Annotated in this window: 18 protein-coding genes; 12 read left to right on the forward strand and 6 right to left on the reverse strand. The window is 59.7% G+C overall.

Annotated elements, in window-relative coordinates:
* Positions 1-9 precede the first annotated feature (9 nt).
* Together mnmA and HMPREF2751_RS06705 are read left to right on the forward strand one after the other, a co-directional pair.
* Positions 10-1,149: a tRNA 2-thiouridine(34) synthase MnmA gene (gene mnmA / locus HMPREF2751_RS06700; protein ID WP_016422473.1), complete on the forward strand. Its 1,140-nt coding sequence runs from the start codon at positions 10-12 to the stop codon at positions 1,147-1,149.
* Positions 1,146-2,198: a uroporphyrinogen decarboxylase/cobalamine-independent methonine synthase family protein gene (locus HMPREF2751_RS06705; RefSeq protein WP_016422474.1), complete on the forward strand. Its 1,053-nt coding sequence runs from the start codon at positions 1,146-1,148 to the stop codon at positions 2,196-2,198. The genes mnmA and HMPREF2751_RS06705 overlap by 4 nt, the downstream gene beginning before the upstream one ends.
* Positions 2,199-2,203: 5 nt before the next feature.
* Here the strand turns inward: HMPREF2751_RS06705 and HMPREF2751_RS06710 are convergent, their stop codons facing one another.
* Both HMPREF2751_RS06710 and HMPREF2751_RS06715 read right to left on the reverse strand, forming a co-directional pair.
* Positions 2,204-3,364, reverse strand: a complete 1,161-nt coding sequence (locus HMPREF2751_RS06710; protein WP_016422475.1) for an ATP-binding protein — start codon at positions 3,362-3,364, stop codon at positions 2,204-2,206.
* Positions 3,365-3,507: 143 nt separating this feature from the next.
* Positions 3,508-4,176 (reverse strand): 3'-5' exonuclease, encoded by a 669-nt coding sequence (locus HMPREF2751_RS06715; RefSeq protein ID WP_042388608.1) that lies wholly within the window; start codon positions 4,174-4,176, stop codon positions 3,508-3,510.
* Between the two features lie 96 nt (positions 4,177-4,272).
* Here HMPREF2751_RS06715 and ligA point away from each other — a divergent pair, with 96 nt between their 5' ends.
* Entirely contained in the window at positions 4,273-6,393 is a 2,121-nt protein-coding gene (gene ligA, locus HMPREF2751_RS06720) for an NAD-dependent DNA ligase LigA (protein ID WP_016422477.1), read from the forward strand.
* Between the two features lie 39 nt (positions 6,394-6,432).
* On the opposite strand, the gene HMPREF2751_RS06725 is transcribed toward ligA, so the two are convergent.
* Positions 6,433-8,799, reverse strand: a complete 2,367-nt coding sequence (locus tag HMPREF2751_RS06725; RefSeq protein ID WP_070595732.1) for a glycogen/starch/alpha-glucan phosphorylase — start codon at positions 8,797-8,799, stop codon at positions 6,433-6,435.
* A gap of 144 nt (positions 8,800-8,943) precedes the next feature.
* Positions 8,944-9,609: an ACT domain-containing protein gene (locus tag HMPREF2751_RS06730; RefSeq protein ID WP_016422479.1), complete on the reverse strand. Its 666-nt coding sequence runs from the start codon at positions 9,607-9,609 to the stop codon at positions 8,944-8,946.
* Positions 9,610-9,836: 227 nt separating this feature from the next.
* On the opposite strand from HMPREF2751_RS06730, the gene gatC reads away from it, so the two are divergent.
* The 7 genes from gatC to HMPREF2751_RS06765 all read left to right on the forward strand — a co-directional run bounded on the left by gatC (position 9,837) and on the right by HMPREF2751_RS06765 (position 17,485).
* Positions 9,837-10,130, forward strand: a complete 294-nt coding sequence (gene gatC, locus HMPREF2751_RS06735) for an Asp-tRNA(Asn)/Glu-tRNA(Gln) amidotransferase subunit GatC (protein WP_005509328.1) — start codon at positions 9,837-9,839, stop codon at positions 10,128-10,130.
* 15 nt (positions 10,131-10,145) lie between these two features.
* Entirely contained in the window at positions 10,146-11,660 is a 1,515-nt protein-coding gene (gatA, locus tag HMPREF2751_RS06740) for an Asp-tRNA(Asn)/Glu-tRNA(Gln) amidotransferase subunit GatA (protein WP_049172086.1), read from the forward strand.
* Between the two features lie 115 nt (positions 11,661-11,775).
* Positions 11,776-12,843: a FecCD family ABC transporter permease gene (locus HMPREF2751_RS06745; protein WP_370449368.1), complete on the forward strand. Its 1,068-nt coding sequence runs from the start codon at positions 11,776-11,778 to the stop codon at positions 12,841-12,843.
* Complete coding sequence (locus HMPREF2751_RS06750; protein ID WP_049172090.1) at positions 12,844-13,644, forward strand: ABC transporter ATP-binding protein; 801 nt, start codon at positions 12,844-12,846, stop codon at positions 13,642-13,644.
* Positions 13,645-13,654: 10 nt separating this feature from the next.
* A complete protein-coding gene (locus HMPREF2751_RS06755) occupies positions 13,655-14,779 on the forward strand; it encodes an ABC transporter substrate-binding protein (protein WP_049172092.1) in 1,125 nt (374 codons plus the stop codon).
* Positions 14,780-14,832: 53 nt separating this feature from the next.
* The gene (locus tag HMPREF2751_RS06760) at positions 14,833-15,864 is read left to right on the forward strand and encodes an ATP-dependent 6-phosphofructokinase (RefSeq protein ID WP_038628534.1); all 1,032 of its coding nucleotides are present in this window, start codon (positions 14,833-14,835) and stop codon (positions 15,862-15,864) included.
* 157 nt (positions 15,865-16,021) lie between these two features.
* Positions 16,022-17,485, forward strand: coding sequence for a membrane protein (locus HMPREF2751_RS06765; RefSeq protein WP_049172094.1), 1,464 nt, complete (start codon positions 16,022-16,024; stop codon positions 17,483-17,485).
* A gap of 26 nt (positions 17,486-17,511) precedes the next feature.
* Here HMPREF2751_RS06765 and HMPREF2751_RS06770 read toward each other — a convergent pair whose 3' ends face one another.
* Complete coding sequence (locus HMPREF2751_RS06770) at positions 17,512-18,345, reverse strand: class I SAM-dependent methyltransferase (RefSeq protein WP_049194081.1); 834 nt, start codon at positions 18,343-18,345, stop codon at positions 17,512-17,514.
* Between the two features lie 53 nt (positions 18,346-18,398).
* Between HMPREF2751_RS06770 and gatB the strand changes: the two genes are divergently transcribed.
* Positions 18,399-19,907, forward strand: coding sequence for an Asp-tRNA(Asn)/Glu-tRNA(Gln) amidotransferase subunit GatB (gatB, locus tag HMPREF2751_RS06775; RefSeq protein ID WP_016422487.1), 1,509 nt, complete (start codon positions 18,399-18,401; stop codon positions 19,905-19,907).
* A 12-nt stretch (positions 19,908-19,919) separates the two neighbouring features.
* Here gatB and HMPREF2751_RS06780 read toward each other — a convergent pair whose 3' ends face one another.
* Positions 19,920-20,996 carry a glucose dehydrogenase gene (locus tag HMPREF2751_RS06780; protein WP_246823176.1) on the reverse strand — a complete coding sequence of 359 codons (1,077 nt, stop codon included), beginning with the start codon at positions 20,994-20,996 and terminating at the stop codon, positions 19,920-19,922.
* Between the two features lie 76 nt (positions 20,997-21,072).
* On the opposite strand from HMPREF2751_RS06780, the gene HMPREF2751_RS06785 reads away from it, so the two are divergent.
* Positions 21,073-22,452, forward strand: a complete 1,380-nt coding sequence (locus HMPREF2751_RS06785; RefSeq protein WP_246823178.1) for a DoxX family membrane protein — start codon at positions 21,073-21,075, stop codon at positions 22,450-22,452.
* Positions 22,453-22,474: the final 22 nt, after the last annotated feature.

Below are 22,474 nucleotides of genomic sequence, written 5' to 3' on the forward strand. Positions count from 1 at the left end.
TGCAACGCAATGCGAGTTCTTGCAGCAATGAGCGGTGGTGTGGATTCTTCCGTGGCTGCGGCGCGTGCATTGGCCGCAGGTCACGAGGTCGTCGGCGTGCACTTGGCGCTGTCGAAAGATCCGCAGTCCGTTCGCGCCGGATCCCGCGGCTGCTGTTCGCTAGAGGACTCCGGCGATGCCCGCCGCGTCTGCGATGAGCTGGGCATTCCCTTCTACGTCTGGGATTTCTCCGAGCGCTTCAAGGAAGAGGTCATGGATGACTTCTACGACTCCTACGAGCGCGGCGAGACGCCGAACCCATGCCTGCGCTGCAATGAACGCATCAAGTTCGCCGCTCTACTAGAGCGCGGCATCGCGCTCGGCTTCGACGCTGTGGTCACGGGGCACTACGCTTTGCTTGGCGACGACGGCCTGTTGCGCCGCGGCCGCGATGCGAAGAAGGACCAGTCCTATGTCCTGGGCGTGCTGGATCGCGAGCAGCTGCAGCGCTCGATGTTCCCGGTAGGAAACACCGAGAAGCCAGAGATTCGTGAAGAAGCCCGCGGGATGGGACTAGGCACTGCCAACAAGCCGGACTCTTACGACATCTGCTTCATCCCGGATGGCAATACCAAGGCGTTCCTGGGCGCGAAGATTGGCCGTCGCCCGGGCACCATTGTGGATAAGGAAACTGGCGACACCGTCGCTGAGCACGACGGTGTCTACGGTTTCACCATTGGTCAGCGCAAGGGGATTGGCCTGGCGGGGCCGATGCCGGATGGCAAGCCGCGCTATGTCACCGGCATTGATGCAGAGACCGGCACGGTGACAATCGGCACGGCTGTGGACCTGAATGTCAACGTGCTCGAGGCCGACCGTGCCATCTGGCTGGCCAACCCGGATGAGGTACTCGCTGCCTCGGAGGCCGGCAAGCTGCAGGTGCAGGTGCGTGCGCACGGTCGCCCCATCGACTGCCGCATTGAAGTGCTGGCAGGACCTGACGATGACGTCACCGGACGCGGTGGCGCCTTCCGGCTGCACCTGAGCGATCCGCTTCGTGGTGTCGCTCCTGGTCAGGCCGCTGTTTTGTACCACACTGACACTGCGGGCGACTACGTGCTGGGCTCCGGCACGATTGTCTCGACCGCCCGTGAAGAGGACTTGTCGTGACCTCCTTTGTCGGCCTTGGCCCGATGCCGGGCCGCAATCCACACGAGACGGCAGAGATTGTCATTGGCGAATGCCTGGAAGGTCACCTCACGCTACCGACGTTGCCCGCCCGTGGGTTCGGCGCCGATGCCGTCGGTCGCACGGCCGCCCTCATGGCTGACCTCGTCGTCGACAGGGGAGCGCGCTCCTGGAAAGTCGCCGACCGTCGTGGTCGCGCGAGTGCCTTGGCCACTGATTATCTCCACCGCGACATCGACGCGTGCGAGGAAGCGTGGGGACGCACCCCGCAGAAAATTCGCCTGACCGCTCTCGGCCCATGGACGATGGCGACTTCGGTGGAAAATGCCGCAGGCCATCTCATCGCCGTTGACCGCGGCGCCGTGAAATACTTCGCGCAGTCGCTGGCCGCGGGATTGGCTTCCCACATCGCCGATGTCCGTCGGCGTTTCGACAGCGACATCGAGGTACTTCTGGCAGAACCCGCACTCGGTGCAGTCGCACAGGGCAAAATCAAGGCCCCGTCCATGCTGATGGGCAACGCGGGCTATCTCCCCGCCCAGGGGCACCGCGAGATCGCGGAGATCTTCCTCGAGGTCACGGGGCCGCTGCGTGACGACGACATCGAAGTGACCATCGCGCTGTCGAGCCCCGATGGCCTGGCTGTTCAGGCCTTGGCGGATTCCGGTGCGGCCGGAGTGTGGCTACCTCGCAAAGAACTGACCACCACGCAGCAACTGGATTTTGCGGCTGCCGTGGTCGGTGCCGATATGTCCCTGGAGCTAGGTATTGTGCCAGTGACGGTCACGGAGCGAGAAGAGCACACGGGCGTCCCGGTGGCGACACCGGCTCGAGCACTCGCTGAGCAAGCAGCGCTGTTCTGGGATGAGCTGGGCTATTCGCGCCTACAGATTGCTGAGAGCCTGAATCTGGCGCCGATGGGCGGCTTTGCTGCCAGCTCCAATGAAGAAGCACAGGCGCAACTCGGCGCAGGCCGCAATGCCACGGAGCTTCTTCGTCGGGCAGCCGGTGACTTGGCTCGCGACGAATAGCGACCTTATTCCACCAGCGTATTGAGGTAGTCGGCGAAGTAGGGAAGCGTGAATTCCACGTATCCCGTTGACGCTGACACAATCAACTCGCGGTAAATCAGGTCATGGCGAAGCTGTGAGATGCCAGAGAGTTTGCGTCCCATGGTCTCTGCGATGACGCTCGTGGCCACGGGCTTTCCATTGGGAGAGAGGCGCGCCATCGCTTTGAGAAAATCAATCTGGCGAGGTGGCACTTTCCGCAGGCTGGGCGCATGAACTTGCAGCCCGATGCGGCGGATGGATTCCGCTGCGGCATCCGAGACATGCTGAGCGGTAATGGTGTCCGAGTGGGCCAACCTGGCCTTCGCCCAAGCGACTGAGCCAATGGTCTGTATGAGATACGGGTAGCCGTGGCTGAGTTCAGCGGCCAGCTCGACGGCATCCTCGGTCATCGCGCGTTCGCCGAGTTCTGCAGTTCTGCGAATGATGTCCTTGGTGGTCTCCACGTCCAATCGGCCCAGAGACACGCGTTCGGCACGGCGTAAGAATGTTGCGCCCTCTAGCTGGAGCAAGTCTTCGATACCGCTGGGCAGCCCGGCTGCGACAAAGGCAATCTCCGCATCGTCGCGATTTAGGTCCTGGATTGCATGGGCAATTTCGTTGAGCTGTGCGGGTTCTGCACTTTGCACTTCGTCGAGAGTGAGCAAGATGCCGGATCCCTGTGGCATGAGGAGAGCCGAGAGATCCTGAAGTTGGCTGAGCAGATTCCTGCCGGGCTCGGGCTGAGAAGTGCTGACTTCCGTCTTAAACCCGCCAATGCCGGCGATGGACAGGCCGGTGAGGTGACGGCCCCTGCCCGTCGGTGCACTGTCAATGGCACTGAAAGCGCGCGGAATGGTGACATCGGTGAGTTCAGAAATCATTTCAGAGCCGATGTGAGCACGCAGCACAATCCATCCCAGTTGCTTTGCTGCGGCTTCAAACTCGTTGAGAAGTACCGTCTTGCCGATTCCGCGGGTACCGGAAATTAGCGCGGTTCGCCAGGGATTACCGGGGCCTTCCGCCAGAGCCAGCTCAAACGAGTCCAGCTCGACATCGCGCCCACCGATGATGGCCGGGGATCGGCCGAATGTGGGGTGGAAAGGATTGCGTGGGATGGAGATGGCCTTGTCGCTGCGAGTGGTCACGCATCAATCATAGCAATGGATAATCCACATCGGCTTGGATAACTTGGATACACCGCCGAATTTTGGATATTTGGTTTCCATTGGATAATCACAAAACTCTGGATATTGGGAGGGCCGGAGAGGGTGGGGGGGGAACCCGCTGCTTAGTCCATCGGCCACCCGAAGGTGAAGTCCGACGTATCCTTACCCTTTTCGGCCAGGTACTGCTGCAAGTTTTTCTTGTACCGGTAGTACGCGACGGCCTGCAGCTCCATCAGCTCTTCTCCCGATTTTTCGGTTAGCTCCCGGTAGTGGCGCGCCATCACCCATGCGATGCGCGCAGCCGCCAGAGCATCTTCGGTGGCATCATGTGCCCCGTCCAGGCGCACCTGATAATGGCGGGAGACATCAGTCAATGTGCGTTTTTCACGACGTTCCGGGTCGAAGTAATTATCCAGCACAAAGGGGTCGACGACGAGGCCGTCAACGGTAAAACTGGGATCCTGCGAGCGCAGTACCGTCAGATCATAGGCCGCGTTATAGGCCACTACGGTCAGACCATCGCGCCAGGCAGCTCGAAGGCCGGCAATGGTATCCGCTAGCACTTCATCGTGCGGGCGCCCCTCCGCGCGAGCTTTTTCAGTAGTGATGCCATGCACATCAGACGCAGCTTGCGGAATTTCAACACCGGGATCAGCGAGCATGATGGTGGAATCTTTGCCCTGCTCAGTCAGTCGGACCAGCGCGGAAGTGACAATCTTGCAGGTGCGAGGATCCGTGCCGGTAGTCTCCAGATCAAACGCGAGCATGCGTCGCGGATCGAAATTATGCATGTCTCAACTGTAGCGGAGAGTGCGGATTCGCTGAGGGGCAGGAACAAGGTCAAGAGAATTTCCGTGTCCCCCGGCGCATCCGGGCAATGACATAGAATGAGCGACGTGACTTCCTCGACCGATGAGAACTCCGACCTGTCAACCTCCGATTTGTCTTCGTTTTCCAGCGCCCCCGCCTCCGAGCCAGCGCCGGCGGACGTCCGGGAGAAGTGGCAAGAGCTAGCAACTCGCATTCGTGAAAACGCTGCGCTGTACTACACCGCGCAGCCGGTTATCTCCGATGCTGAGTATGACGAGATGTTCCGTCAACTGCAGCGGTTAGAGGAGCAGTGGCCCGATCTGGTGGTGCCGGACAGCCCCACGCAGCAGGTCGGTGCGCAGGTCGACACGCCTGCCGACGGGGAAGTGTTCGAGCCCGTTGAGCACCTCGAACGCCTCTACAGCTTGGACAATGTTTTCGATGAGCAGGAGTTGCGCGGCTGGCTGGCCCGCACTCCGGCCAGCACGTATCTGACCGAGCTGAAAATCGATGGCTTGTCTATCGACCTGGTCTATGAGAAGGGTCGCCTAGTTCGAGCCGCCACCCGTGGAGACGGCCGCGTGGGGGAGAACGTCACCGCCAATGCGCGCACTATCGAAGATATTCCGCATGAAATCAGTGGCGAGAACATTCCCGACGTGCTCGAGGTGCGTGGTGAAGTCTTTATCTCGTTGGAAGAGTTCGAACGCATCAACGCCGATCGCGTCGAAGCGGGTCAGAAGCCGTTTGCCAACCCCCGTAACGCCGCCGCCGGTTCCCTGCGACAGAAGGATGTTGCAGAAGTGGCCAAGCGCCGGTTGTCCATGATTTGCCATGGAATTGGTCATATCGAGGGCTGGCGTCCACAGTCCCAGCACGAGGCATATCGTGCCTTGGACGAGTGGGGTTTCCACGTGTCGCCGTATACAAAGCAGGTTCATTCCGCGGATGACGTCGTCAAGCAGATGCAGTACTGGGGCGAGCACCGCCACGACGCCATCCACGAGATGGACGGGCTTGTGGTCAAGGTTGACTCCCTTTCCGAGCAGCGCGCGTTGGGCGCGACCTCGCGGGCACCGCGCTGGGCGATTGCCTACAAGTATCCGCCAGAAGAGGTCACCACGGACCTGCTGGATATTCGAGTTTCCATCGGCCGAACTGGTCGTGCGACGCCATATGCCGTGATGAAGCCGGTTTTCGTGGCCGGGTCAACTGTCGAGATGGCGACGCTACACAACCCTTCTGAAGTGCACCGAAAGGGTGTGCTCATCGGGGACCGTGTGACTATCCGCAAGGCCGGTGACGTGATTCCAGAGGTGCTCGGTCCCGTGGCCGATCTCCGAGATGGTAGCGAGCGAAAGTACATTTACCCGACTCTCTGCCCCGAGTGCGGTACTCGTTTGGCTCCGGCAAAGGACAGCGATGCCGATTGGCGTTGCCCCAATACCCGCTACTGCCCAGGCCAGCTGCGTCGTCGAATTGAATTCCTCGCCTCCCGCTCCGGGTTTGATATCGAAAACCTGGGGGAGAGGGGCGCTGCCGATTTGATTCATCGCGGCGTGCTTGACGACGAGTCCCGCCTCTTCGACCTCACCGAGGAAGATTTGCTCGGCACTGAGGTCTACACTACGGCTTCGCGGAAAACGCTGAATGCCAATGGTAAGAAGCTGTTGGCCAATATCGAGGCAGCTAAGGATAAAGAGCTGTGGCGCGTATTGGTCAGCCTGTCCATTCGTCATGTGGGCCCAACAGTGGCGCGGACCTTGGCACAGAAGTTCGGCTCGATGGAGGCGCTGCGCGCTGCGAGCCGCGAAGAGATTTCGGCCATCGACGGTATCGGCGAGATCATCGGCGATTCCGTGGCTGACTGGTTCGAGGTGGACTGGCACCGCGAGGTTGTCGAGCGATGGGAAGCTGCCGGTGTGCGTATGGCCGATGAGGTCGCCGATCGTCCAGATCAGGTGCTAGAGGGATTGACCGTGGTAGTCACCGGCTCTTTGGAGGACTTCACTCGCGACAGCGCGAAGGAAGCCATTATCTCCCGTGGCGGTAAGGCCGCAGGGTCGGTGTCGAAGAAGACCGACTACGTGGTGGTGGGCGAAAACGCCGGTTCCAAGGCCACAAAGGCCGAGGAGCTGGGCTTGCCCATCCTCGACGAGGATGGGTTCAAGCGGTTGCTGGAAACTGGGCAGGCCTAGCTGGGGCTTGGCCCAGCCAGGATTTGGCCCAGCCGGGGCCTAAATCTTGGTCTCTTCCAGCTTCCAGACCTCATTGGCGTAATCGCGGATGGTGCGGTCGGAGGAGAAGCGGCCCGAACGGATGATGTTCAGGAAGCACTTCTTGGCCCATGCCAGCTCGTCGCGGTAGTCTTCCGCCATGCGGTCGCGGGTCTCGCGGTAGTCAGCGAAGTCGCCGAGGACGTAGTAAACATCGGCCGGCTCGTACCCGTTGGACTCCAGCAGCGAGAAGTGCAGGTCGTGGAACATTCCGCTGCCACCGTCAGCAAATGTTCCGTCGACAAGCGAATCGACAGCGCGCTTGAGCCCCGGCACCGTTTCGTAAGTGCCACGCGGGCTGTAGGTGCGGCGCAGCTCCGGCAGTTCCTCTTCCAGCGCACCGAAGATGTAGGCGTTCTCTTCGCCGGCGGCGTCGACGATTTCGACGTTTGCGCCGTCCATGGTGCCCAGCGTCAGTGCGCCGTTCATCATGAACTTCATGTTCGAGGTACCCGAAGCCTCCTTACCGGCAGTGGAAATCTGCTCGGAGACGTCGGTGGCCGGGATGATGTGCTCTGCCGGGGTGACGTTGTAATTCTCAACGAAAGCGACCTGCAGGCGACCGTCCATGTCCGGATCGTTATTGACCTTGTCCGCGATAGCGTTGATGAACTTAATGATGGCCTTCGCGCGAACGTAGCCTGGGGCGGCCTTGGCACCGAAGATGAACACGCGCGGTGGCACGTCCAGCGCTGGGTCTTCCTTGATGCGGTAGTAGAGATCGAGGATGTAGAGCGCGTTGAGAAGCTGGCGCTTGTACTCGTGCAGACGCTTAATCTGGGTATCGAAGATGGCGTCTGGGTTCACCGAAATACCCTGGCGGTGCTCCAGCCAGGTGGCGAAGTCCTTCTTGTTCTCGTGCTTGATGTCGAGAATCTCACGCAACACGGCCTCGTCGTCAGCAAACTTTTCGAGCTCAGCGAGCTTGTCCAAGTCAGTGACCCAGGCGTCCGAACCCGACAGGCGAGTCAGCAGTGCCGACAGGCGCGGGTTGCACTGGTTGAGCCAGCGGCGCGGGGTGACGCCATTGGTCTTGTTGTTGAAACGCTCCGGCCAGATATCGTGCCAGTCCTTCAACGTTTCGCGCTTAATGATCTCCGTGTGCAGGGCAGCAACACCGTTGATGGAGTACGCGGCGTAGCAGGCGATCCACGCCATGTGGATGCGACCGTGAGAAATCGGCGCCATGTAGTCAATCTTGCCCTGGTCGAAGCCGCGCTCCGCGAGGTCTTCGCGGAAGCGGCGGTCGATCTCGCGGGTGATCTCCAGAACGCGGCCGAAGAGACGGTCAAAAATGGAGTATTCCCAGGTCTCCAACGCTTCTGCCAGAACGGTGTGGTTGGTGTAGGCGAAGGTGTTGGACACGACGTTCCAGGCGTCGTCCCAGCTCATATCGTGCTCATCCAGGAGCAGACGCATCAGCTCTGGGATAGCGAGCACCGGGTGGGTGTCATTCAGCTGAATGGAGTTGTACTTGTGGAAATCGCGCAGGTCCTCGCCGTGATTCTCGATGTAAGAATCGATCATCGTCTGCAGCGAAGCGGAGACGAAGAAGTACTGCTGGCGGACACGCAGGACCTTGCCGTCATAGGTCGAGTCATTCGGGTAGAGCACGCGGCACAGGTCATGGACGCGTTCACGCTCGACAATGGCGTCGGTGAAGCGCTGCGAGTTGAAGGCGTCATAGTCGAACTCACGCATCGGCTCCGAGTGCCACAGGCGCAGCGTGCCGACGTTATCGGTGCCGTAGCCGGTAATTGGCATGTCATATGGAACAGCGCGCACGACCAAGTCATCAAAGGTGACAATCTTGGACAGTTCCTCGCGACGAATGACGAAGGGGTAGCCCTCTTCCATCCACGGGTCCGGGTGCTCATCCTGGAAGCCATCTTCGAAGGTCTGCTTGAACAGACCGTAGCGGTAGAGGATGCCATAACCGGTCACCGGCAGATTCTGCGTGGCACAGGAATCCAGGAAGCAGGCGGCCAGACGACCCAGGCCACCGTTACCGAGAGCGGCGTCGTGTTCGGCCTCGAGCACGTCTGTCAGATTCTTGCCGTACTTTTCCACGGCAGCAGAGGCCTCATCCACCAGACCCGCATTGAGCAGGTTATTCAGCAGGGCGCGACCCATGAGGAACTCGGCGGAGAAGTAGTGCTGCTGGCGGGTAGCAGCGTATGCCTCCGTGGTGCGCTGCCAGTTGTCCGCTAGGTCATCGACAACAACCCGTGACAGACCGGACCAGAATTCCATCTCAGTGGACGACTGGGGGACACGGCCGGACTCGGCACGAATGTGGGATCCGACGAGGTCACTCAAGTTCGACATCAAAGAAGCTCCTTATTGACTGGTATCAGTTCCAGACTTTACCGCTAAGCGTGAATCACTGCGCTCCATAGGGGAGGAGCCTTAGGGTAAGAGCTTCGAGCGGAAGGGGGCAGCCCTCAGAAGAGGGCAGCCCATTAGCCGCTGCTAGTCGATGATTGCGCCGACAATCGTGCCAATCCGGCCCAAGTGCTCAACCTCACTTGGTAGGAAGTCCGGCCCGCCGGGCCGGCCAATAACGAGAACGAGGCCCTTGCCCATCGGAGTGGCGGCAATGGAGGAGTCCATAACTGTCCAGTCCTCCGGCAGCCACGTTTCCTCGTCCGGATCCAGGTTTCGCGGCGAGTCAATTGGGGCTTCCGGCAGAGTCCGGCCGTTATCCTCTGGAGCAGCGGTAGAGGAAGCGCGACGTACCCAGCGGCCATCGCTCTGTTCGCCGAGGACGATAGCCCAGCCGGCAGTCATAGTCTGAGGCAGGCCGTCGACGATATCTCCGAGGGCACGATCCAAGTTCTTCGTGTGCTGTGAGAACTTGGCCAGCAGTGCAATCTGTCCGCGGCGGTCAACCGAGCCGGAGAAAGGCCTAATTGAATCGACTTCCACTCCGCTAATGGACTGAGCCGCTGTAATCAGTGTGTCTGGTAGCAGGCCCATGGGCAGGTCAACCACGATGTCGTCAACAACAACGCCATTAGCGCCGTAATCTACGACATCGACACTGCGAATATCACCTTCTACTTCGCCCAGGGCAGCCGCGACGTAGCCAAGTGCGCCTGGTTCGTCGGGAAGCTGGATGCGAAGGAGGTAACTCATGGCTGTGTGCACAACCTTTCGAATAATTGATAGTGATGCTTGCGGTGTAACTATAGAAGTAGTGATTTAGGCTACAGGGTAAACCTTTGAAATGTAAGACCCTGCGGACAACTGCTTGGCGACAACGACTACTGTTGGCAAGTACAGCCCGCTCGCGCGGTTCAAAATCAGTTTCAACTAAACTTCTGTGCACTAGCTTCGTACGAAGAAATGAAAGGGGTACTAGCGTGCCAGCTATCTCACGCGATGAGGTCGCCCACCTAGCGCGATTGTCCCGTCTGGCTCTGACTGACGCGGAACTCGACGAGTTCGCCGGTCAGATCGACGGCATTATTAACCACGTCCAGGCCGTTCAAAAGGTGGCTGCGGATGATGTTGAACCGATGAGTCACCCCTCTTCGCTGTCCGGTGTGATGCGCGAGGACGTCGTCAAGCCGACGCTGACTGCGGAGCAGGCGCTGGACCAGGCGCCGTCGCAGGACCGCCAGCGCTTCGAAGTTCCCCAGATTCTCGGCGAGTAGGAGTACGTGGAAGAAATGATTGCAGCTAACCCGAACCTGCATGCCGCTGTTGCTGAGGACCCGATTCTGGGGCTGAGCGCTTTTGAGCTCGCACAGAAGATTCACGCTCGTGAGCTGACCTCGGTAGAGGTCACCCAGGCGTTCCTCGACCGTATCGCGGCAATTGATGAGGACATTCACGCATTCCTGCACGTCGGTGCCGAAGAGGCCCTGGCTGCAGCTCGCAAGGTCGATGAGTCGCTGGATGCTGGCGAGGAGCCGGCCTCCGCGCTGGCCGGTGTTCCGCTGGCGCTGAAGGATGTCTTCACTACCACCGATGCGCCGACCACCTGCGCTTCCAAGATGCTCGAGGGCTACATGAGCCCTTACGACGCAACGGTTACTGCCAAGCTGCGTGCAGCTGGCATCCCAATTCTGGGTAAGACCAACATGGATGAGTTCGCCATGGGCTCGTCGACTGAAAACTCCGCTTACGGCCCGACTCACAACCCGTGGGATGTTGAGCGCACCGCAGGCGGTTCCGGTGGTGGCTCTTCCGCGGCGCTGGCCTCCGGTATGGCTCCGCTGGCTATCGGTACTGACACCGGTGGCTCGATTCGTCAGCCAGCAGCTCTGACCGCAACGGTCGGCGTGAAGCCGACCTATGGCACGGTATCCCGCTACGGCCTGGTCGCTTGCGCCTCCTCGTTGGATCAGGGTGGGCCGACCGCGCGAACCGTTCTGGACACCGCGCTGCTGCACGAAATCATTGCTGGTCACGACGAGAATGACTCGACTTCCACGGAGCAGCCGATTGCCGATGTGGTTGCTGCTGCCAAGGAAGGTGCTACCGGTGACCTCACGGGGGTTAAGGTCGGCATCGTCAAGCAGTTCGACCGCACCGAGGGTTACCAGGCCGGCGTACTGGACAGCTTCCACGAGGCCGTCGACAAGCTTAAGGAAGCTGGCGCAGAGGTGGTCGAGGTCGATTGCCCGAACTTCGACCACGCACTGAGCGCGTACTACCTGATTCTGCCGTGTGAGGTCAGCTCCAACCTGGCTCGTTTCGACGGCATGCGTTACGGCCAGCGTGTTGGTGATGACGGTTCGCACTCGGCCGATGAGGTCATGGCTATGACCCGTGCCGCTGGTTTCGGCGATGAGGTTAAGCGACGCATCATCATTGGTACCTACGCGCTATCGGTCGGTTACTACGATGCCTACTACATCCAGGCACAGCGCGTCCGTACCCTGATTCAGCAGGACTTCGAGCGGGCCTTCGAACAGGTAGATGTCCTGATCTCGCCGACCACTCCGACCACTGCGTTTAAGTTGGGCGAGAAGGTTGACGACCCGCTGAGCATGTACATGTTCGACCTGTGTACTCTGCCGCTCAACCTGGCCGGCATGTGTGGCATGTCCGTGCCGTCGGGCCTGGCTGAAGACACCGGCCTGCCGGTAGGCCTGCAGATTATGGCTCCGCGCCACGGTGACGATCGTCTGTACAAGGTCGGCGCTGCCTACGAAAAGGTTCGCGGCTCGATTGCATAAAGACGCTCAATAAGCCTTAGTCGGTTTTCTGCAACCGTCGTTTTCTCACTGAAGTGGGAGAGCGGCGGTTGTTGTCGTGTCGGGGAGAGTTTCATACATACGCAGGAACGCAAACATGGAGAGAGTTAGATTTAAAAACCCACCGCGGTTTATGCCTTGGATCTATGGGCTGGTCATTGTCATAGCCATTGCCGTCAGTCTGGTCGCTGCGGTGGTCTTCGGCTCGGCGGATATCACCTGGTCCACCACGACACAGGTCATTTCGCATCACATCTTCGGCATTGAGCTCGATGAATCTGTGCCCGCCAGTTCGGACACCATCGTCTGGAATCTCCGCGCTCCCCGGGGTATTCTCGCAGCGATTGTAGGGGCGGGGCTAGCTGTCTCCGGTGTGGCTATGCAGACATTGGTCCGTAACCCGTTGGCAGACCCATATCTGCTAGGTATTTCCGCCGGCGCCGGTGCCGGTGCGACCGCGGTGATTATCTTTGGTGCTTTCTCCGGTAGCCCCATCGCGCCGCTGACATTCGGTGCACTCCTCGGTGCAGTAATGGCCACCCTCGCGGTCGGTGCTTTCGCCACTGCAGGCGGTGGGCTGACTCCGCTGCGTTTGGTGCTCTCCGGCGTTGTGCTCTCCGCTGCGTTTTCCGCGCTGAGTAGCTTCATGGTCTTCGCTGGGCCAGACCCGAGGGCCGCGCAGTCCGTGATGTTTTGGATGCTGGGCTCTGTTGCCGGTGCGACATGGCTGAAGACGCTCTTCCCGCTCATTGTCCTCATCGCAGTACTGTTGTTTTTCCTGGTCAAAGCCCGTCATCTGGATGCGCTGGCAACTGGTGAGAGCACCGCAGCGGCCGTAGGTATTGATGTTTCTCGGCTACGCACACAGGTATTTGTGCTCCAGGCTGTCCTCGTTGGCACGCTCGTTGCGGTCTCTGGCGGCATCGGGTTTGTCGGCCTGGTGATTCCACACTTGACCCGCATCTTGGTAGGGGCCACGCACCGCGTTGTCCTACCGGTTGCTGCCCTCATGGGTGGACTGTTTCTCATCTGGGTGGACATCATCGCGCGCGTAGTGGGCGGAAGCCAGGAAATGCCGCTGGGAGTAGTCACGGGATTGGTTGGCGCACCACTTTTCCTCTACCTCATGAGCCGCTCGCACTACAGCTACGGAGGTGCTGAGTAAATGAGCGCTCTACCAAAATCTGTACTCGCCGCTAAAGATATGCGCTGTGATATCGCTGGGCGCACCATTGTCAGCGGAGTCAACCTCAACTTCGGTGCAGAACCCATGACCGCCATCATTGGTGTTAACGGCGCGGGTAAATCCACGTTGCTGCGTGCGCTCGGTGGAATCACGAAACCGGCCACGGGCGAGGTCGAGATTAACGGCAAATCGATGAGCTCAATCAGCTCGAAGCACCGCGCCCGCGATCTGGCTTTCGTCGCGCAAAACGAGGTTCCACCCGCCGAAATGCGCGTGCGCGACTTTGTCTCCCTGGGGCGCTTGCCCTACCAGCGCCTTTTTGGTGGCAACACCGCCGAGGACAATTCCCACGTCGACCGTGCGCTGGAGCTCGTGGGGTTGGAAGCGGTTGCGCAACGCCTGTGTGGGCAACTCTCGGGTGGGCAACGTCGTCGCGTGTGTCTGGCGCGTGCCATCGCCCAGGACTCGCCAATCATGCTTCTCGACGAGCCCACTAACCACCTCGACGTGCGCCATCAACAATCCGTCCTCCGTCTGGCCCGCTCCAGCGGAGCGTGTGTCATTGCCGCGATCCACGACTTGGACCTGGTGATGAACCACTTCGACCGCGTCATCGTGGTCGCGGACGGCGGTATCGCGGCCGACGGCATTCCCGCAGAAGTGCTTACCCGCGACTTTGTCGCCCAAATCTTTCAGGTTGAATCCTGTCAGCTCAATTCCCCCGCTGGCCGCCGCCACCTCGCAATCGATAGCGAGCTGGATGCTGCCACCATCAACTAGGAGTACTCCCTTGAATAACGCACATGCTTTCCGACGTCCCCTTCGTGCCTCAGCAGCTGGTATCGCTGTGGCTGCTCTGGCATTCGGAGCCGCCGCCTGTGGCTCTGATGAGGGAACGCAGGCCTCGTCGTCAGGCCTTACCCTCACCAACTGCGGTGAAGAAGTCAGCTACCCGGGTGTAGCTAAAAAGCTGCTGATTAATGACGGCAATATTGCTTCGCTGGCGCTGGCTGTCGGTGCTGCGGATGAGATCACAGCGGTGAGCTCTATGGCCTCGCATCTGCCGGTGTTGACCGCAGCTTATGGCGATGCAATTGCGCAGAAGCCAGAAGTTGCGAAGGAATACCCGAATCTGGAGCAGGTCATTGCGGCCGAACCGGATGTGATGCTGGCGGGCTGGGGCTATGGCTTTAGTGAAGACAAGGGCATTACCCCGGAATCGCTTTCCGAGCACGGTATCGGTGCCTACACCCTGACGGAATCTTGCCGTACTGGTGACGCAGCCTCGGCGGGCAAGGAAGGCAGTGGCGACCCGGGGCATACTCGTGGTCTGGTGGATCCGTGGGAAGCTGTCAAAATTGATTTGAAGAATATCGCTACCTTGACCGGACACGACGGTGAGGGCGACAAGGTTATTGCAGATATTGATAACCGACTGCAAGCCCTGGATGCCGCGCCAAAGGGAGATAAGAAGCCAGTGGGCTTCCTCTTTGATTCTGTCGGTGAAGCACCAATTACCTCGGGTTCCTTTGGCGCACCGCAGGGCATCCTGGAAAAGGCCGGTGCAATCAATGCGACCGAGTCGATTAAGGACACTTGGACTACGACCTCCTGGGAGCATGTCGCGGAGATGAATCCTGACTTCATCGCGCTTGTGGACTACCCAGGTCAGACCTTCGAAGAGAAAATCAAGGTTTTGCGCACGAATCCGGCAACGAAGGATCTCGAGGCGGTCAAGGAGAACCGCTTTATTAACCTGCCGATTGCATTGTGGACGGAGTCTCCGCTGAACGTCGATGCCGCAGAGTACGTGCGCAAGGCGCTCGAGGAATATGGTCTTGTGCCGGCGTCGGAGGTGACGACGAAGATGGAGCTACCGTCTGAGCTACCAGGGCAGGAGTACCTGCAGAAGTAGTTTCGACCAAGGCCGTCAAGCACGAACTGACTAACGCGACTAAGGTGGGCATCATGCGAATTGCGACCCTTACCTCCGGTGGAGATTGTCCCGGTCTGAATGCCGTTATCCGTGCAATTGTCCGTACCAGCTCGAGCGAGTACGGCTCAACCGTCGTCGGTTTTGAGGACGGTTGGATTGGTCTTATGGAAGACCGTAGGGTCCAGCTTTACGACGATGAGCGGATTGACCGTATGCTGCTGCGTGGCGGCACGATGCTGGGCACCGGCCGCGTGCATCCGGACATTCTCATGTCTAACCTCGACCGCATCAAGGAAAATCTCTCTGATGCGGGCATCGATGCCCTGATCCCAATCGGTGGCGAAGGTACGCTGAAGGCCGGCAAGTGGCTTTCGGACAATGGGGTGCCGGTCGTCGGTGTTCCGAAGACTATTGATAATGACGTCAACGGTACGGACTACACCTTCGGTTTCGACACGGCTGTGGCTGTTGCCACCGACGCGGTTGACCGTCTGCACACCACTGCGGAATCCCACCAGCGCGTCATGATTGTTGAGGTCATGGGTCGACACGTGGGCTGGATCGCTTTGCATGCGGGTATGGCCGGCGGTGCTCACCACATTGTCATTCCGGAAAAGCCATTCGACATCAACGAGATTGTGAAGTCGATGGAGCGCCGTTTCCAGATGGGTGAGAAGTACGGCATTATCGTCGTCGCTGAGGGCGCCACCCCGAAGCCGGGCACCATGGAGTACGAAGAGGGCGGTGTCGACCAGTTCGGCCACCAAACCTTCAACGGCATTGGTCAGGTTATTGGTGCGGAGATTAAGAAGCGCACCGGGTACGACGTTCGCACCACGGTGCTGGGTCACATTCAGCGTGGCGGTACGCCGACTGCGTACGACCGCGTGCTTGCTACCCGCTACGGTGTCCACGCCACCCGAGCAGTACACGAGGGGGACTTCGGCAAGATCGTCGCTCTGCACGGTGAGAACATCGAGCGTATCGACATCGACGATGCGGTTGCTGAGTTGAAGGTTGTGCCGGATGGCCGTTACCGCGCAGCTGCTGCGCTGTTTGGTTAAACGCGTCGGTTAAGCACGCGTTGCTAAACATTTAGGCACATCTTCGTAACAAAATAGGCATACTGCCCGAGCTGGTGTATCAATCACCAGCTCGGGCAGTATGCTTTGTAAGGTTCCGGTTTTTGAAAAATAGACTTATATTTAGGATTTTCTCGTTATGTGGAAAAGAGCCACAACAATCGCGATGGCCTTTGTCGGCCTAACTGTCGGTGCCGGATTCGCATCCGGCCAGGAAATGATGCAGTACTTCGTGGCATTTGGCACTAACGGCTTGTGGGGCGTGGTACTTGCCTCCGTCGTGATGATTGCCAGTGGCCTGGCAGTGCTGTCAATTGCCAGCTACTTGCAGGCTGATGAGCACTCCGAGGTCTTCGACGTAATCACCCGCAGTTGGGTTTCGAAGATTTTGGATATCGCCGTGATGATCACGCTGTTCTGTACCGGCTTCGTCATGTTCGCCGGTGCCGGTGCGAACTTGAACCAGCAGTTCGGACTTGAGGTGTGGATTGGCGCCGTCATCATGGTTGCCCTGACTTTGGGTGTAGGCATGCTGGATGCCGACAAGGTCAGCCGCGTGATTGGCATGATCACTCCATTCATTATCGTGTTCCTGCTTGGAGCCGGTATCTACACTTTGTTCACCACCGACACGTCGATGTCGGAGGCCGCGCAGTACACCAATGAACTGTCGACATCGCTGCCACACTGGTCTATTTCTGCCCTGAACTATGTCGGTTTCTGTGTGATGGTGGCCGTATCGATGTCGATTGTCATCGGCGGTAGCTACCTGAACCCGCGTGAAGCTGGCATCGGTGGTCTCATGGGCGGGAGCATCTATGCAGGTCTGCTGACGCTGGTGACCTTTGCCCTCTTCTTCAAGGTCAAGGATGTTGGCCACGAAGATATGCCGACCCTGGCAATCGTCAATGACATCCACCCGGTCCTGGGTACCGTGATGGCAATCATCATCTACGCCATGATTTTCAACACGGCCATTGGCATGTTCTACGCGCTGGGCCGCCGCCTAACACGCAATACCCCGCAGCGTTTCCGCCTGGTATTCATCGTGACGGTGCTGATTGGTTTTGGCCTAAGTTTCTTTGGGTTCAAGGCCCTGGTTGGCTCCATCTACCCGGCCCTTGGCTACGTCGGTATCGCTCTTATCGTGATTCTGTGTGGTGCGTACCTGGCTGGACGTAACAAGCTGATGGAGGAGTCGAAGCGTCGCGGCCGTATCCGTAAGCTCGCACGCCGGAAGATGCACCCGAACAAGAAGTTCACCACCGCCGATCAGAAGAAGCTCGACCGCGCTTTGGCCAACTCCAACATTTCCAACGTCGATCTTCAGGAGAGCGTCCGCGACGACATCGTCGAGGAACTGGTCAGCGACGATAATGTTGAATTCACCGAGGATGACGCCGAGCGCATCGTAGAAAAGGATAATGAGCGCCTGGAGAAACTTTCCGAAATCGAGGAAGCCTCCGATGATGACAATCCTCGCGAGACCGCGAGGGACTCCTTCCCAGGCGAGGCCACAGCCACTGCGCCGAAGAAGCTTGCCGGACAGACTAAGAATGCATTCAAGCGCGTGGCTCACCCTAAGCCGAAGAAAGAAAAGTAACTAGCGCGACTAGGCAGCTCGAAAATTTAGGCAGCTCGAAAATAGAAGGCATCGCACCGGTAGGGAAGGGCGATGCCTTCTTCGTATGTGTGCCCCAAGTGTTCGTGGAGATACCAATGCAAGTTCGCCTCCACCTTGGCGCGAGTGGCGGGCTTGGAACGAAGCCAATAGGAACGGGTTCGTGCCAGCAGCACGATGTCCTCGATGGTCAGTGTCTGCTCCCAGGCCAGACGCACCTCATCGACTAGCTCCAGCTCCGGGCCAACCTCGGGGTAGAAGCCGGGACGCAACACGTCGCCGGCGTGCATTATGCGGCTGAGCCGATGCACCCACGGTACGGAAACATCCAAGGTGTTCCACACCAACATAGCCACGCTATCCGCGCGTAGCACCCGAGTGAGTTCTTTACTTGCAGCTGTCGGGTCCACCCAGTGCCATGTCTGCGCACATGTTGCTACATCGACGCTGTTGGACTCCAGTCCCGTGCGCTCCGCAGTGCCTTCCAGGCATTCCGCCGCTGGCACATTGTGCATCAGTGCTTGCCGCATCGCGGTGGAGGGATCGAGTGCCAGCAGGGTGGCATCGCGGTAGACGTCGGCAAGCGAGGCGGTGAGCTTCCCAGTGCCGGCGCCGATATCGGCGACTACCTGTGGGTGCGGTGCGAGACGGGTAAGCGCTTCGATGACGGTTGGAGGATATCCGGGGCGCACGCGGTGGTAGCCCGTGGCTCCGTCGGCGCTTTCCTGCAGGTCGTTGTCGAAAGTAGCGCCTGCGCGGTGGCGGTCAGCGGCGTCGCGGAACGTTGGCGTATCGCGTGCTGACGTCGGTGGAATCGGTGGGTGTTCGTTAACTCCGGGCACGACTTATACCCTAGGGCACGCCTGCGGGGCCATCGCTAGTAGACTCTACAAACATGACCGCTGCATACGCTGATGACTTGATGGACTTTGATGAGGTCCTCGAACGTTTTGACCCGGTAATGGGCATGGAGGTTCACGTCGAGCTCTCGACGAATACCAAGATGTTCTCCTCCTCCTCGGCGCACTTTGGTGCCGAGCCGAATAGCAACGTCGATCCCTGCAGCCTCGGCCTACCTGGCGCGCTGCCTGTGGTTAACCGTCAGGGCGTTGAGTGGGCCATCAAGATTGGCCTGGCGCTGAACTGCGAGATTGCTGAGTCCTCCCGCTTCGCGCGCAAGAACTACTTCTACCCGGACCAGCCGAAGAACTACCAGATTTCGCAGTACGACGAACCAATCGCCTACGACGGATATCTTGACGTTCAGCTTGACGACGGCACGGAGTTCCGTGTCGAAATCGAGCGCGCTCACATGGAAGAAGACACCGGCAAGCTGACGCACTTGGGCGGTGCCGATGGTCGTATTCACGGCGCCACGCGTTCGCTGGTGGACTGCAACCGCGCAGGTATTCCGCTGATTGAGATCGTTACTAAGCCAATTCTCGGTGCAGGGGAGCGTGCCCCAGAGGTTGCTCGTGCGTACGTTTCTGCGCTGCGTGACCTGGTGAAGTCCCTCGGTGTCTCCGATGCCCGCATGGACCAGGGCTCGATGCGTGTGGACTCCAACGTTTCCCTGCGCCCAATCGGCCAGGAGGAGTTCGGCACTCGTACCGAGACTAAGAACATCAACTCCCTGAAGTCGGTTGAACAGGCTGTTCGCTACGAGATGCAGCGCCAGGCTGCTGCGATTACTAATGGCGAGGAGATCGTTCAGGAAACCCGCCACTACCAGGAGACCGACGGCACGACCTCCAAGGGCCGCCCGAAGGAATCGCAGTCGGATTACCGCTACTTCAACGACCCGGATCTGCCACCTGTGATTGCGCCGCGTGAGTGGGTGGAGGAAATCCGCGCAACTCTGCCGGAGCTGCCGTGGGTGCGTCGTGCCCGTATTCAGGAAGAGTGGGGTCTGAAGGACGAGGAAATGCGCGACCTGGTTAACGCCGGCGCTCTCGACCTGATTGTCGACACCGTTGAGGCTGGTGCCGGCCCGGCTGAGGCTCGTTCCTGGTGGGTCGCTTACCTGGCACAGAAGGCCAACGAGGCAGGCGTGGAGCTGGCTGAGCTCGCGATTACCCCGGCACAGGTTGCACGTGTGATTGCACTGATTGAAGAGGGCAAGCTGACCAACAAGCTGGCCCGTAAGGCCGTCGACGGCGTGCTCGCAGGCGAGGGCGATGTTGATGAGGTCGTTGCTGCCCGTGGCCTGGAGGTCGTTCGCGACGACGGTGCTATTGAGAAGGCCGTCGACGATGCACTGGCTGCTAACCCGGACATCGTCGAGAAGTACCGAGCTGGCAACAAGAAGGTCGTCGGTGCCATCGTGGGGCAGGTCATGAAGGCCACCCGCGGCAAGGCAGACCCGGCTCAGGTCAACCAGCTGATTGCGAAGAAGCTGAGCTAGCCTCCCTGAAAGCTAATCCGGGGAACCGCCGGCGGCACCATCGCTCGGCAGTCTGACGACGCGCTCGTCGGACTCCGACGGTTGTGCCCCGGCGGTTTTGTTGGTCGTGGCACCCCAAACTTCAATACCCTGATTCGCTGCGACAGCCGCTACATACGAGATGTGGCCGAAGTCGCCGTCGACAAGCACTTCAGGGGAACCCTTGACCTCCCACGCCGCGTCGGGCCCACTTGACTTCGGACCCACCGGCATGGAGATGACCTTCTGCGCGTCTGGGATGGCAATGACCACGCGGTCACCCATCACTGCGCATCCACCGATGGAATCGTTCAGGTCCACACCGCCGAGGGGATTAATCACAGGGCCGGTGAGCTGAACCAGCTGTGGGGTGCCGTCGAGAATGGCGGTTGCCAACGGCGGCATTCCGTCCGGACCATGGCAGAACTGCTGAAACTCAATGCCTGGATCTCCCACGAGCAATTTGCGCGGGGACAGGGTGTCCGAAGTTCGGTCAAAATAGATTCCGAGAATGCCGGGCTCGCTGAGGTCCGGAAGTTCGCGCACATCAGCGGTGCTGCCCTCCACGAGGGTGACGCGCGCAATGGTGTCGTCGTTACGCAAAACAAAGACCTGACGGTCCTCTTCAACCGAGGGACTGGGCAGCAGTTGTTTTGCAGGGGCGCCGAGCCGTGCGACCTCACGCGGTGTCTTACCCGGTGCGACAACGGTGAGTGCACCGTCGTCGGTGGCGACGAGAGCCTCCCCAGGGCCGGTTGAGGCTAGCGCGGTGGTAAGCGGTAGGCAGGCCGCGAGAGTGACATCGTCGAGGTCGCAGGGACCTTTGTCTTTGGCTTTGCTTTCCGTGGTTGGGACCGGGGTAGAGGGCAAATCAGGGGAGGAAAACTTCGGCATGGCAATGCCCGTCGGCTCTGACTTGTCTTCCGTAAACGGCAACTCAAGCGCGTTCGAGGCACTCATGCAGCCGGAAAGAGAGACCATCCCGACAACACCAGCAGCGAGTGCAGCACGACGATGCCGCCCGCGAGCGCGAGCCTGTGCACTGCTGGTGTGGACGAGGTGGAATCCCATAGGCATACACAATACAGCCTCGTTTCCCGGCCACGCCTGCGACCAAAAGTGAGGCAGTAGTTTTAATGTGGACGATGTGAGCGACTCAGAGAAGTACCCGAACGACCGCGCCCTCGAGAATGTGGAGGACGGATTCGATGACGATCTCGACGTCCCGACCTACCGCAAGCTCGCTGAGCCAATGAACGAAGAAACCAACCGCGATGACAGCGACAACACCGCAACGCAGATTTTTCCGGGTGTGCCGGAAAAGCGCGTAGATGAGGAGCCGGAGGCGGAGGTAGACCAAGAAAACCTGCCGCCGGAATCCGCCGCTGCATCAGAGACAGCGGCAGAGACAGAGGTCGAGCCGAGCCCCGAGCCGGAGCCTGAAGCTCAGGAAGCCCCGAAGAAGCGCTACGACGCCTACGCCGCTGCAGGCCGCACGGCACCTCAGGTGATTAGCCCTGCCGGTAAGCCTTCGCCGCGGGATGAACAGGCCGAAGCTGAATTGGCACCCGCGGCCGATAAAGAGTCGGAGGTAGCCCCGGAGCCGGAGGCGACCGAAATCTTTGAGCAGCCGGCTCGTAGTGAGCGCGTTGATTCAGACGAGGATTTCAGCCAGCCGACGCAAGCCTTCTCGGCTTCTGAAGCGGCAGGAGCGTCCGCAGCGGGAGCTACTGCAAATAAGTCGGAAGCACAGCCAGCATTCGACGATGAGGCAGAGCCGACCTATGACTCTTCACGCAATTCCGCAGCTGAGACTCAGTATTTCGATGAATCGGATTTCGCTGAACCGGCTGCCTCTCGCGATACCGCTGGTGCCGCTGGTGCCGCTGGTGTTGCAGGAGCAGGCGTAGGGGCCGCCGGGGCAACTGCTGCTACGACTACCGCCGCTGCTGACGACGATGAAGACACGGACTTTTACGACGACAACGAACCGGAGCACCGTCGCGGCACCACCGATTTCGGCCTTCTGCTGCTGCGTCTTGGATTGGGTGCGCTACTGCTGGTCCATGGTCTGACAACGCTGCTCGGCTGGGGCAACTCCGGTGGCACCACTGCGCTGGAGACACAGTTTAGCCAGAACAACTTTGCTCTCGGCCCTGTAATGGCCACTGCCATCCCAACGGTTCAGCTTATCGCGGGTGCCCTGCTTATCTTGGGTCTCGCGACACCGCTGGCCGCGGCGTTGGCGCTGGCATTGTCCGCCTACCTCAGCATGTTTGATGTGGCTACCTCTGCCAATGGTGTGAATATCGTTGGCCAGGACTCCAGTAACCTCCAACTACAGCTGTTGATGACCGCCATGGCGCTTGGCTTGCAGTTCACCGGCCCAGGCCGCATCGGCATCGACTTCGGACGCGGCTGGGCTCGTCGACCACTGGCATCGTCGTGGATCTTCGGAATTCTGTCCATCGCCGCAGCAATTGGCCTGTGGTGGCTGACGACCGGCACGCTGCCGTTTGTTGGCTAAGGCGGCTCGCGGCTACACAAAC

Source organism: Corynebacterium sp. HMSC063G05, from assembly GCF_001810555.1.
Lineage (GTDB): Bacteria > Actinomycetota > Actinomycetes > Mycobacteriales > Mycobacteriaceae > Corynebacterium > Corynebacterium jeikeium_D.

Coding starts and splice junctions, on each gene's coding strand:
- HMPREF2751_RS06780 (WP_246823176.1), bottom strand. CDS start 20,996: ATGGGATTCCACCTCGTCCACACCAGCAGTGCACAGGCTCGCGCTCGC.
- HMPREF2751_RS06725 (WP_070595732.1), bottom strand. CDS start 8,799: ATGTCGAACTTGAGTGACCTCGTCGGATCCCACATTCGTGCCGAGTCC.
- HMPREF2751_RS06715 (WP_042388608.1), bottom strand. CDS start 4,176: ATGCATAATTTCGATCCGCGACGCATGCTCGCGTTTGATCTGGAGACT.
- HMPREF2751_RS06730 (WP_016422479.1), bottom strand. CDS start 9,609: ATGAGTTACCTCCTTCGCATCCAGCTTCCCGACGAACCAGGCGCACTT.
- ligA (WP_016422477.1), top strand. CDS start 4,273: ATGAGCGACGTGACTTCCTCGACCGATGAGAACTCCGACCTGTCAACC.
- gatB (WP_016422487.1), top strand. CDS start 18,399: ATGACCGCTGCATACGCTGATGACTTGATGGACTTTGATGAGGTCCTC.
- HMPREF2751_RS06745 (WP_370449368.1), top strand. CDS start 11,776: ATGGAGAGAGTTAGATTTAAAAACCCACCGCGGTTTATGCCTTGGATC.
- HMPREF2751_RS06765 (WP_049172094.1), top strand. CDS start 16,022: ATGTGGAAAAGAGCCACAACAATCGCGATGGCCTTTGTCGGCCTAACT.
- mnmA (WP_016422473.1), top strand. CDS start 10: ATGCGAGTTCTTGCAGCAATGAGCGGTGGTGTGGATTCTTCCGTGGCT.
- HMPREF2751_RS06760 (WP_038628534.1), top strand. CDS start 14,833: ATGCGAATTGCGACCCTTACCTCCGGTGGAGATTGTCCCGGTCTGAAT.
- gatA (WP_049172086.1), top strand. CDS start 10,146: ATGATTGCAGCTAACCCGAACCTGCATGCCGCTGTTGCTGAGGACCCG.
- HMPREF2751_RS06750 (WP_049172090.1), top strand. CDS start 12,844: ATGAGCGCTCTACCAAAATCTGTACTCGCCGCTAAAGATATGCGCTGT.